Raw genomic sequence first — 11,497 nt, forward strand, 5'->3', positions numbered from 1 at the left:
TTTAATTTTTTGTCTTGGCACGGGGGTATTTAGTATAATGCATTATAGACACGCGACTCAGATCAGGCTTGGTTTGCGCCTATAGCACTGAGTTCAAAAGCGGATTAATTTTGGGTTTTTAGGTCAAAAACCCTGTCAAGTACTTTTTTGTTTTTTTTCAGGCTGAATAGTTACATTACTGTTTCAGATGGTTATGCAAGAAACTGTACAGTTACAACTCGACGAGGGTTAGAGGCAACGGAAGTCGCTGGTGCTAACGGTCGTTATCTATTTTTAGACACTCCTGCATCAGCAATCATAGCAAGAAACTGTGTGGATATAGAAACCGGTGTTAATTTGCCAACCTTGAGTGCACCTCAGCCTGTCGCGGCAGAGCAAGTTGACGGTGTACGTCGTAACCTAAACGTGACCCCGATTACAACAGTTAAAAACACGATTCTTCAAGCGAAGCTCGATGAGATCGAAGCCGAGCTAGAAGGATTGGACGAAGAAGTAAAAACGCAGCAAAGAGCAGAGCGTCAAGCAACGGCTAGAACCGCCGCGGCAACTGAAACAGCCACAGTATTGGGTATTGACGAAACCGATATTGAATCTGATCCCGTTGAAGTACGTGTTAGCCGACCTGAAGTCGCCGCCGCGGCCGCTAAGGTTGTCGCCCTCGCGAAAATTGTTGAAACCAGCCTAGCAGATACTGAGGATGCAACAGAGCAAGCTATAAAAGGAGATCCTATTGCGGCATTAACAAGAGCAACAGGCACGACAGCAGCCAGAACACTTGATGATACTGTCGCAAACCCAGAAGCAATGACACAAGTTGTTGGCGCAAGCAGAGCAACGAATATAAACACCGTCGCTACGCAAGTAACGACACAAATTAACACCTCGGCGCAACAAGCAAGAAGCATTATTAACGAAGCTTTCGCATCAGCCGGTGAAGGTGCGACACAAGAGCAAATTACAGCCGCGATTGCAACACGCGCCACGGAGATTCGTGCGAGTGTTTCGCAAGCCGTTAAAGTCGCACAAGTTGCCGAACGCGTAGCTGCGCCAGGTGGTGATTTAGAATCTGAAGTCGCTCAAGCACAGTTAAATGATGAGGGTTCACAAACAGCTGAAGTTGATGAGGCTAAAGTGGCGACAGTTGTAACACGTATTGTTGAAGAGGTGGTTTCAGGCACAAGAAGCATGGCAACAGTGACTGACAACCCCGATTTGAACCTTGAAGCTGATCGTCTAGCCGCTGCACAGCAAGCGGCGAAAGCAGCTGAGGAAGCACGAGTGGCGGCAGCGGCGGCAGCTCGTGCGGCGGCTGAAGCAGCCGAAGCCCTTGCAGCGGCGCGTGCCGCGGCTGAAGGCGCTAGAAAAGCAGCAGAAGAAGAATCGGCTAAAATCACCGGTGCGCAAAGCTAAGCAACATCTAGCCTAATGGCCTAAAAAAAACGTGAAAAAAAGCAACTTTATCTCGCGCTCATCACCGCTTGTGTACTCCCAGCTAGTCACGCGACCAGCTTTCATGGATTTAGTGCATACCATTACACACAACTCAAGCGCAAAAAATGACCGAGCATTAAACGAAAAACACTAAAGTATGGGGTGGTATAGCCTTTGCTTTGTTAGACTCTAATTAAGCCAAGGTATAGCTTAATCGAGTCTAGTATGATTGAGACCATGAGAGCCAAGTACCTTATTCCCTACGATAAGGACAAATCCTTTCCTCAGGAATATGCTGAAGAGCAATTAACCCATCCTCATAATAAAGACCTCTACCTTTATTATGACCCGTATTTTAATGAATACCCAATTATGACGCACCGTGGCCCACAAGTATTGCCGTATATGTTGCGTTTGATTAAAACGATAGAAGATTATTTTAAAAACCACTCGAAGGTTTTTGCCATTCGGTTTGAGTTGTATTTCCCTCACCACTGGACTGGTGTGTACAATAGAATTTCTGGTATTTTTCAGCACTAAAAGTTACACGATCAGTTCAATTTATTCACTACCGTCTTGAATGGACTAGCGTTCCCACGCACAGCGTCACTGCCATTAAGTTAAGAAAAAACCTGTCATTGCGAGGAGCGCAGCGACGCGGCAATCTCTCAAGGGCGTGCGCAGTCTGCCAGAGATTGCCACGGCCTTCGGCCTCGCAATGACGGAAGTTGGTTAGCTCCGTGTTGTCACTCATTCCTTAACTTAATGGCAGTGACGCACAGCGTGGTAACGAGGTTAATTTACCTTTTGAACTATTCTTCGGAGAGCTTTATTGTTGCAAAAATAACAACACCGGAGAACACGAGTGCGGCAATTATAAACAATATACTTGGATCCATATCACAACTCCTTAATTCTCTTTGTTTTTCGCGCAATATTTAACCCGGATATTCCATAAAGTTCACGCGCCCTCGCTTGTCTATTGATTCCCCAGCACTTTTTTTTCAGTCGGCTGTATGAATAACTACAGCGCTCCTTCAAAAAAAGCACTGGGAAACCAATATCCTGCGCGATCATCACGCGAATTTATGAAACATCCGGGTTAACACTACAAATACCACTATTAACAATAGCACAAATAAAGCAAGAAAACCGGAATAAAACAACCCGTCAATCAAGCCCCGATCATATCGAGATATTAGTCCACCTGTGACAATGACAATCAAACCGATAGTTAGACTAAGCCATATTCTAAGCGTGCTTAAGATCTCTTTGACTTCATATTCTAGCCACCTACTTTACCACCTTCAAGGTAGGGCGTTTTTTAGGCTTCGGGGCTGGGGCATCTTCGGTGGGGTACGGCTCGGGGGGGAATGGCATGCCTTGACCGTTTTCACGGGCAAACAGTGCCAACACCGCCTCAGGTGGAAAGCCGATTTTGCGCTCTATCCCTTGAAAACGCGCTCTAAAGCTTATCCAGTCATTCGCCATATCTAAGCCCTGAACAGCCGTGGGGGCAATATTTAATACAATCACCCCCTCACTGACAAACTCCTGCGGTACATCAGCAAACGGAAAGTTGGCATCTACCTGTACGTGCGGTGTCCATTCGTTATCCACAATCCATTGATAAATCGCACGCATTAAATAAGGACGGTTTGAGATCATACAACCTTCCTATGCATCATTCATATCAAGCTCATCATCTGACAAGCTTTCGTTAAACATTTCGCGTTCTAGCAAACGATTGGAATAATCAATAATCGCTTTAGCCGATCTCGGCAACTCAATGCCCAGTGAAGGCAAACGCCACAGTAGCACCGCCAAGCTCGCATCCACCAAGGTGTAGTCGTCGCTCATAAAAAAATCCTTATGCGCGAATACCGGAATCATCTGAATCAAGCGTTCGGTTAAATCACGACGTGCACGCTTAACCGCATCGGCATTTTTATTGCGCACAATCACCTCAACCAAAGGATACCATTCCGTTTCAATCTGACGCAACTGCTGGCGACAACGTGCCTTAGAGATTGGATCAACTGACATCAATGGCGGATGTGGATAACGCTCGTCTAAATACTCAATAATGACCTGCGCATCATGCAAAATCAATTCACGATCGACCAAAGTAGGCAAGGTACCATAAGGATTGAGTTCCATTAAGTCTTCAGGCATGTCATCTGAATCAACTTCGACCACATCCATGGGAATATCTTTTTCCTTTGCCACCAAACGCACGCGATGCGAGTTGGGACTGCGTGGATCAGAAAAAAGGGTCATCATCGAACGTTTTGTTAACGGAATATCAGACATCTAAGGCTCCTTATACATGCCAAAAAATTAAATCAATGATTAATTATACACCCTCTGTCAAGCTTAAACTTCACAGCATAAAATCAAAAAACCTTTTTATTACGCAAATCTATTCAGCTAGTGCTATAATTCATGCAATTAACAATTAAAACGAACTTTTAGGAGAATTTAATATGGCACAAACAAATACTAAATATGTTACCACCACCGAAGCTTGCAAAATAATAGGCGTCTCTAAAACGGTAATAAAGCGTCTTGCGGACGAAGGTGTTCTTCAAATTTGGCGCACACCCGGTGGCCACCGCCGCTTACTTCGCAGCTCCGTGGATGAATACATCATGAACAATGGCAAAGAGCGCGCTAACGAAGATGATGAACGCCTCAAAGTGCTGGTTGTTGATGATGACAAAGTATCCCTTGAACTCATCAAGTCACTCGTACAATCGCTCGAGTTTCCGATCAAAGTCTATACCGCCAGCAATGGTTTTGAGGGTCTGATGCAAGCGGGACGTTACCGTCCTGATTTTATTTTTGCTGACCTCGTCATGCCCGAGATGGATGGCTATAGCATGGTACATGCGCTCCGCAACTTTGAAACCACCAAAGAGTCTACCATTATGATTATGACGGGCGAAAAGCCTAACAAGATTGACCGTGATAGACTGCCAAAAGACATTACCGTGATTCATAAGCCGGCACAACCAGAAATCATCAAGCAGTTTTTGACCTACGAATACCACCTAAAGCGCAACTAACGCTTTCACTGCGCCCAGTATTCACCGGGCGCACCTTTTTTCTAACCTCAGCCAGCGCCACGCCACGATAATCGCTAACAACACCGCCAACGACGACACCATATACGACAAGAGTGCACCGCCGAGTGTCCAAGTCAGGCCAGCTAATAAGGCGCCTGCCGCGCCCCCCAACCCTTGACTGGTTGCCGCATAAATTGCCTGCCCACGCCCGCGCAATGCCCCTTTAAACAAATCATCAATCAAATGCAAGGCCGCCGCATGAAACAACCCAAAACTCGCGGCATGCAAGGTTTGCGCTAACAGCATCCAACCGATTGAATCGACACCCCAAATATTAATCTGCCAACGCAACAACGTCAGCACCAAACTCGCTAGAATTAAATTTCTGACCGAATAATGCCGAAACAGCCAAACCATCGCCAAAAAAACAACAATTTCCGCCAACACCCCCCAACTCCAAAGCCAAGCGATAGACTGCTTAGAATAGCCATGAGCGGTTAAATCAATCGAAAAGAAGTTGTAATAAGTGCCATGTGAAAACTGAAGTAAAAAACTCACCAGCAACAGCGACCAGACAACCGGTGATTTTAACACCTTGCCTAAATGCTCCGCCGCCAGTGGCGCCGCTTGTGAAATGGATTGGTCTTTTAAGCTCCAGCTCACTAACCACAGCACCCCAAACAAACCCAAGATCACCCAAGGAAAGCCCGCCAAACCATAACGACTAAACAACTCACCCAGCACCAAAACCGCGGCAATAAATCCCAACGAACCCCATAAACGAATTTTGCCGTACTGGGCTTTATTCGGTCCGAGTTGACTAAAAGTGTAGGCTTCAAACAGTGGAAGCCCACCATGCCAAAAAAAGCTAAACAAGATAACGACCGTCATCACACCGGCAAAGCTATCTACCCAAAGCAAGCCCATTGAAGCCAGTGTCGCCATACCGATTACGCCGCGCACCCAAGGCATAATGCGCCCCGTTCGATCAGCCAACCAGCCCCACAAATAAGGCGCAAGGATTTTCGTGCCAATGAGTGCGGCCATCACCTGACCTATCTGCCAAGCACTGAAACCGAGGCCTTGCATATACAAGCCAAAAAACGGCAACAGACTGCCAAACAGCGTGAAATAAACGAAATAATAACTGGCTAAACGCCGTCTAGGAAAACCGGACGGCGTAACCGATTTTGTAGAAGAGGAAAGATTATCGGGTTGGCGCAAGATTTGCCAAATCCATCACCGGCGGCACTACATCGGCATTTTGCGCTCGTTGACGCATAAAATGGTCCAACAACACAATCGCCATTTGCGCTTCCGCAATCGGCGTGGCGCGAATGCCAACACAAGGATCATGGCGCCCCTTGGTAATCATCTCAATCGTCTCACCCTGACGATTAATGCTCTGACCGGGTACGGTCACGCTTGAAGTTGGTTTTAATGCAATGTGCGCGACAATCTCCTGGCCGGTAGAAATACCGCCCAGAATACCGCCCGCATGATTCGAGTGAAAACCACGCTGCGAGGACATTTCATCACGATGCTCGCTGCCTTTTTGCTCAACCACCGCAAAGCCATCACCGATCTCCACACCCTTCACCGCATTAATGCTCATCAACGCGTGCGCCAAATCCGCATCTAAACGATCAAACACCGGCTCACCTAAACCGACCGGCACATTTTGCGCTACAATCGTAATTTTCGCACCAATCGAATCACCGGTTTTTTTCAACTCGGTCATATAAGCTTCCATTTCGCCAATCTTGTCGGCATCTGGACAAAAGAAAGGATTGGTGTCAATCACCGACCAATCCACCTTGTCTATTTTCACCGGTCCCAATTGTGACAAATATCCCCTGACTTCGACACCAAGACGCTCACGCAAATATTTTTTCGCTATCGCGCCCGCTGCCACTCGCATCGCGGTTTCACGCGCGGATGAGCGACCGCCACCACGATAATCACGCACGCCATATTTTTGCAAATAGGTGTAATCGGCATGCGCTGGACGAAAGGTATCGGCAATTTTTGAATAATCCTGCGAACGCTGGTCGGTATTTTCGATCAACAAACCAATCGGCGTACCGGTGGTCACCCCTTCAAATACGCCTGATAATATCTTCACCTGATCCGGCTCACGACGTGCGGTAGTAAATTTTGAAGTACCGGGTTTGCGACGATCTAATTCCGCCTGAATATCTGCCTCCGTAATAACCAGGCCTGGTGGGCAACCATCAATAATACACCCCAATGCCAAACCGTGACTTTCACCAAAGGTCGTCACTCGAAATACCTGTCCTAATGTATTGCCTGCCATAAATTATACAACCTTGATAAGGCTTACATTAAAGTAAGTCGTTGAAAATAGTGCATTATGCACACTGTAAGACTTTTTAAGTTTTTTCATGGTTATAAACCCCTTTAATTTTGGTTGATCCGTATTACTTTACCACTTGCCATTTCCGCTTTTAGTTTAACATTTTCGTTACTCAGCGTGGCGTTGATGGAAGTGAGCTTGCGTATATCGGATTCAAGCTGCTCAATGTAGTCTCGTAATTCCTTGTTCTTAGCCTTCTCAAGCTTCAGTTTTTCACTCTTTTCATCCCGTTGAGACTTGTGCTCTTTGCCAATGATTTCTCGGACTTCTGCTGCTATTTCAGGGTAACGATTATGAATGGTTGAGTCTGACACTCCCGCTTCATCTGCCAGCGCACTGATACTAATTTTGCGTTTCTTATCGACTACTTTTGGTCTGCCATGCTTTAAGCGTATCAGGGCATTTCTAATTTCTTTTTCGGTTGAGTTAGACATTAGATACCTCTTTCACTTCATTCCACATACCAAGGTCTTTTAAAACACGTTCACAACGCTCAATATCCCGTTCCACACGCTGTTTTCCTGCCTCACCAATGTCATCTATTTGTCTTAATTCTAATTGCTGAATGTAGATGCCTTTAAAGTATTCACCATGCCGTTTCTTCTCGATAATGGATCCATCACAATCAACACATTCGGTTCCCTCGATCACGGAGCGCCCACCACAGCCAGCATTATCAGAGGTACACCATGAGTGACCAGTTGAGCGCAAATGCACAGTATCTGAAATGCGCTCCGCCATCGCCGCTCGGTTCTCAAAAGTCTTAACAGACTCATTGCTTGACCGATACGAGATCAATTTTTTGGCAAGGCCACCCGTGATAATCGTATCTTCATCTAAAAACTCCTCCACGCGTGCGATTTTGAAGTTTTTAATTTGTATCGCGATTTCATCGTAAAGCTCTTCGTCTTGGGATCGATTTGCTGAATAAAGCAAAGTCATGTCCATTCCCCAATGTTTAAAATGCTGTTTGAGGTAACGTAAATCACCATAAGCTGACTGCGCCACATAAACCGCAAAGGTGCGTCTAAATCGGTGGGCGGCTAACCCTTTAACGCCAAGTGCATCACCAAAGGCTTTTAATCGCTGGCCAAAGGCATAATTACTCAACGAGTTCACCTGATTACCTTGTTGCAATGAGTTGGTCAAAAACAGGTGATTCTTAAAGCTCTTAATCTTCAACCCTCTAGGGCTATGCGGATCGTTAGAAAGCAGTTCCGCTTGCTCTTGCCATAACCTTTCTTGTAATGGTTTGATATAGGCTTTTTGCACCTCAATGGCTTGGATAACAATTTCAGGAACAAGCCATTCGGTATAGCCCTCATGCGTCTTACTAGAGTGCGATTTTAACCAGTAATAGACCTCTTCTTCATTATCCTCAATGCGATACGCATCGAATTGAATAGCACAGAGTTCGTGAATACGGATACCTGAAAAAGTGAGAATAATAATTGCCATTGCACCAGGGATGTCGCTGTACATAGCGTTAAATTCTTTCAACCCTGAATATCCTTGGGGCTTGAGAAAACGATTGGTAATGGCGGCACTTATATCAGACTTTCCCTTGATTGTTTCAGCGAGTTTGACTCTCTCAATTTCAATTTCTGATTGAATTTGAATTAGGTTATTCGCTTGTTCCAAAACCTTGTTGCAGTGGTTTATCAGCACTTTGAGTTCATCATCAGGAATGACTTGAGTTTTAGCGGTTTTCTTCCCTTGAGAATGATTCCCCGCTAAATAACTTGCAGAACTCTCCATCCAAGGATGCTCAAACGACCATTGCGTTCCTTTGAGATTGTGATACAGAGTTTCAATCGCTAAAAAACGATGAGTTAAAGTGCCTTTAGACAGTGGTTTTTTGGTTTTTTTGGAAATCTCCGTTTTGCACTGGTGAACATAGTTGGCGCAATGCAAAGGGGTAATGCCAGTGGTGCTTTGGACACCAATGCTGTTCAAGTATGCAAGAAAAGGTTTCAAATGCTTAAACACACCGAGCAAAGTAGCACCCGAAGGGTTTTGCTTAATGTCGTAATGCTTGAGCGCAAACTTGACCGCTTCCACGAACTGACTTGGAATTGTATTAAAGCGGAGTTTCTTTTGATTATCCATTGTGTTCGATGGAAAACGAGCATCCTCTAATCGCCATATATCATCACCGTATTGGCTGATGACTTTATGGCTTCCATCAGGTAGTTGATAAGACGATATTGGCAAGACTTTTAGCACTGAGTCATCGAGTTCATGCATTTTTTGTGGGCGGCAATAGTCGGTTGCGCTGATTTGTAATACTTGACTCATGCGACAGCCTCCTCCAATTGATTGCGGTGTTTCCAAGCAGGGTGAGGATTGGCTTGGGCTTCGGCTTTTATCGTTGCCACATAGTCTGCATCGAATTGTGGCGCAATATCACGGTCAATGATGCGAATGATGTGCGCAAAGTATTTGCTCCAACGCTTTGCCCCAATTTGCTCACGCTCATAGACAATCAGCCAGTAGAACGAGAATAGGCGATACAGGTCTTCTTTTGTCACGACCATATTGCGACAGCGCACACAGCTTAAAAAGTCGGTACAGTAGATTTTATTGCCGTTTTTATCGGAACGATTTGAAATATCAGAACATTTGGAAACAGGCGTGTTATTCTCAATCACTTTCACATTTGAGAGCAGTTCTTTTGTTCGTACCTTACCCATGTAATTAAAGTTCTTCTCCGCTTCTTTTGGCGCTTCAAGATAGTGTGTTTGCGAGACTTTAAGCGAATGGTTCGCCAAGGCCGCTGTGACAAATGGATCACCACCTGATAACTCCCAAATACGGTTTTCAAAAGTCTTCCTGAAGCGTGAGATATTGACTTGCAAAGGGTCGCCACTGTCGTTCTTCAAGTCTTTTACTTTGACCCATTTTTTAATGTTGGCTTTGAGGGTATTGTTCATGGCTGTAGTAATTTTACCCAGTGCTATGTTGCCATTTGCACTAGTTGCACGATAGCAAAACACTAAACCCGTGCCGCTCTCAGCTCTTAAAGACTGATTCATGTCGATGACATGCTGAACCATGACCGCAACATCTGTCAAGACCGTCTGTACGTTTTCAACATTGGTTGAGTGACGCAGATTCTGGATGTGCGTTGCATTGCCTCGACGCTTGTAGAGCACCAACAGTTTACGGTTTTCTTTTAATGGATGGTCTTGAATGGAGTCCGTAGTCATTTCCAGAAGTGGTGTCGTATTCATACCAGAACGCAGTGCTATCGCTAACAATATGATGGTCAAGTCATAACTGTTTAATGGCTCGTTTTTCTTCAGAATCTTGTTTACATCAACCTTTAACGCATGAGCCACACGCTTACGCTCGGCTTTAGAGAAGGCTGTTTGTCCTTTCATTTTCCGATTCGAGTTAGGGAATGGGTTCTTCGGAAAATCAAAACGATTAAGCCAACCCATGCCTTGCATTTTGATGAGAATAGATTTTGTTTGCGTGTAAAAGTTTTTAGCTGAAGAACCATTTGGGTAATTTTTTTTTAGATGCTGGATATAGTTTTCAGTCAATTCAAAGGTAATATCTAATAACCCCAGCTCTCGATTCATGGCTTTTGTATAAATCGCAAAATACTGAGCAAAATATGAAAACCCATTGTAGCAATAATTTGAAATGGTTGAAGTTTCCACCACCGACTCAGAGAGCATGATTTCAATGGTTTGTTGTACTGCACTGGTAATTGAATCAATGCCTTGACCATAGTGTTGCGTGAAGTCGTAATTTCGTTGGTTCTTTGCATTTACACCAAACGACACGACCTTATTTTGCGGGATGTTTGTCTGTAAAACAGGTGTTGTGACAACGACTCCATCTTGGTCTACCACAGGGGCTAAAGGAGCTTGACTAAAGTCTTTACGTTTTTTCATGCTAACCCCTCCGCTTCAAGGCAGATTTGGTCAATATCTTGGTCATATTCAGTCATCAAATCGCCTTCTAAGTCCTCAAGGTAATGCAGATAGATTTGTGTGGTTAGAATGCTAGAGTGGCCTAAACGGTCTTGAACATAAACCAATGCGTTTCCTCGATAATCCGGGTTGTTTTTAAGTCCATACAGCTTAAATGTTGCATAAGTATGTCTAAGACTATGCAGGCTAATATCTTTTCGCCCGACAATCTCTTTAAGTTTCGTATTCAGTATCGAGCCTTTTATCGAATAAGGTCGCCCAAACCGATTCAATAGCAATGCTTTCTGTTCACTGACCTCATTCTTTACTAGCAATTCATATCGTTCATGCAACTTGTACTGCCACAGCCGCTCATATAGGGATATAGGGATATGAATTGTTCGTTCCTTATTGCCTTTTGTGCCACCTTGACCGCTTACCACCGCCATATCCTTGGAACTCAATACAACCGGCACAATCGCCTTACCACGCTTGGTTTTAGGGTCTTGTATGTAACTCTCTGGAAACGTCATCAATTCCTCTTTACGCATGCCTGTTTGAAGGGCTAAACGATAAATTAGTTGCTGAGAGATAAAACACTGGTGAGCCATTAAAGTTTTGACCTCTTGTTTAGTCAAAATCTGTAAAGCGGCAACATTTTCTTTAAGCATCACATTAGCCGTATTTTTTTGGTTTCC

Annotated in this window: 11 protein-coding genes; 3 read left to right on the forward strand and 8 right to left on the reverse strand. The window is 44.8% G+C overall.

Annotated elements, in window-relative coordinates; genetic code table 11:
* Positions 1-312 precede the first annotated feature (312 nt).
* Positions 313-1,410, forward strand: a complete 1,098-nt coding sequence (locus NA59_RS14510; RefSeq protein WP_052501653.1) for a hypothetical protein — start codon at positions 313-315, stop codon at positions 1,408-1,410.
* A gap of 246 nt (positions 1,411-1,656) precedes the next feature.
* Positions 1,657-1,971 carry a hypothetical protein gene (locus tag NA59_RS11675; RefSeq protein ID WP_044412890.1) on the forward strand — a complete coding sequence of 105 codons (315 nt, stop codon included), beginning with the start codon at positions 1,657-1,659 and terminating at the stop codon, positions 1,969-1,971.
* A 753-nt stretch (positions 1,972-2,724) separates the two neighbouring features.
* Here the strand turns inward: NA59_RS11675 and NA59_RS11680 are convergent.
* Positions 2,725-3,099 (reverse strand): ClpXP protease specificity-enhancing factor, encoded by a 375-nt coding sequence (locus NA59_RS11680; RefSeq protein ID WP_044412893.1) that lies wholly within the window; start codon positions 3,097-3,099, stop codon positions 2,725-2,727.
* Positions 3,100-3,108: 9 nt separating this feature from the next.
* Positions 3,109-3,744: a glutathione S-transferase N-terminal domain-containing protein gene (locus NA59_RS11685; protein ID WP_044412896.1), complete on the reverse strand. Its 636-nt coding sequence runs from the start codon at positions 3,742-3,744 to the stop codon at positions 3,109-3,111.
* Positions 3,745-3,917: 173 nt separating this feature from the next.
* Here NA59_RS11685 and NA59_RS11690 point away from each other — a divergent pair, with 173 nt between their 5' ends.
* On the forward strand, positions 3,918-4,499 hold the full coding sequence (locus NA59_RS11690; RefSeq protein WP_044412899.1) for a response regulator: 582 nt from the start codon (positions 3,918-3,920) through the stop codon (positions 4,497-4,499).
* 21 nt (positions 4,500-4,520) lie between these two features.
* Here the strand turns inward: NA59_RS11690 and NA59_RS11695 are convergent, their stop codons facing one another.
* The 6 genes from NA59_RS11695 to NA59_RS11720 all read right to left on the reverse strand — a co-directional run.
* Positions 4,521-5,723 (reverse strand): MFS transporter, encoded by a 1,203-nt coding sequence (locus NA59_RS11695; protein ID WP_232504089.1) that lies wholly within the window; start codon positions 5,721-5,723, stop codon positions 4,521-4,523.
* Positions 5,707-6,816: a chorismate synthase gene (aroC, locus tag NA59_RS11700; RefSeq protein WP_044412902.1), complete on the reverse strand. Its 1,110-nt coding sequence runs from the start codon at positions 6,814-6,816 to the stop codon at positions 5,707-5,709. The genes NA59_RS11695 and aroC overlap by 17 nt, the downstream gene beginning before the upstream one ends.
* 104 nt (positions 6,817-6,920) lie before the next feature.
* Positions 6,921-7,310, reverse strand: a complete 390-nt coding sequence (locus tag NA59_RS11705; RefSeq protein ID WP_044412417.1) for a 26S proteasome regulatory subunit family protein — start codon at positions 7,308-7,310, stop codon at positions 6,921-6,923.
* The gene (locus NA59_RS11710; RefSeq protein WP_044412414.1) at positions 7,303-9,174 is read right to left on the reverse strand and encodes a site-specific integrase; all 1,872 of its coding nucleotides are present in this window, start codon (positions 9,172-9,174) and stop codon (positions 7,303-7,305) included. The genes NA59_RS11705 and NA59_RS11710 overlap by 8 nt, the downstream gene beginning before the upstream one ends.
* Complete coding sequence (locus tag NA59_RS11715) at positions 9,171-10,781, reverse strand: hypothetical protein (RefSeq protein WP_044412411.1); 1,611 nt, start codon at positions 10,779-10,781, stop codon at positions 9,171-9,173. The genes NA59_RS11710 and NA59_RS11715 overlap by 4 nt, the downstream gene beginning before the upstream one ends.
* On the reverse strand, positions 10,778-11,497 hold a 720-nt coding region (locus NA59_RS11720; protein ID WP_044412907.1), incomplete at its 5' end, for a tyrosine-type recombinase/integrase. The genes NA59_RS11720 and NA59_RS11715, both read right to left, overlap by 4 nt.

The organism is Thiomicrospira microaerophila (genome assembly GCF_000934765.1).
GTDB classification, from domain to species: Bacteria; Pseudomonadota; Gammaproteobacteria; order Thiomicrospirales; family Thiomicrospiraceae; genus Thiomicrospira; species Thiomicrospira microaerophila.

Bases quoted from the DNA above. Each gene is read 5' to 3' on its own strand.
- NA59_RS11680 (WP_044412893.1), bottom strand. From the start codon at position 3,099: ATGATCTCAAACCGTCCTTATTTAATGCGTGCGATTTATCAATGGATT.
- NA59_RS11710 (WP_044412414.1), bottom strand. From the start codon at position 9,174: ATGAGTCAAGTATTACAAATCAGCGCAACCGACTATTGCCGCCCACAA.
- NA59_RS11690 (WP_044412899.1), top strand. From the start codon at position 3,918: ATGGCACAAACAAATACTAAATATGTTACCACCACCGAAGCTTGCAAA.
- NA59_RS11675 (WP_044412890.1), top strand. From the start codon at position 1,657: ATGATTGAGACCATGAGAGCCAAGTACCTTATTCCCTACGATAAGGAC.
- NA59_RS11705 (WP_044412417.1), bottom strand. From the start codon at position 7,310: ATGTCTAACTCAACCGAAAAAGAAATTAGAAATGCCCTGATACGCTTA.
- aroC (WP_044412902.1), bottom strand. From the start codon at position 6,816: ATGGCAGGCAATACATTAGGACAGGTATTTCGAGTGACGACCTTTGGT.
- NA59_RS11685 (WP_044412896.1), bottom strand. From the start codon at position 3,744: ATGTCTGATATTCCGTTAACAAAACGTTCGATGATGACCCTTTTTTCT.
- NA59_RS11715 (WP_044412411.1), bottom strand. From the start codon at position 10,781: ATGAAAAAACGTAAAGACTTTAGTCAAGCTCCTTTAGCCCCTGTGGTA.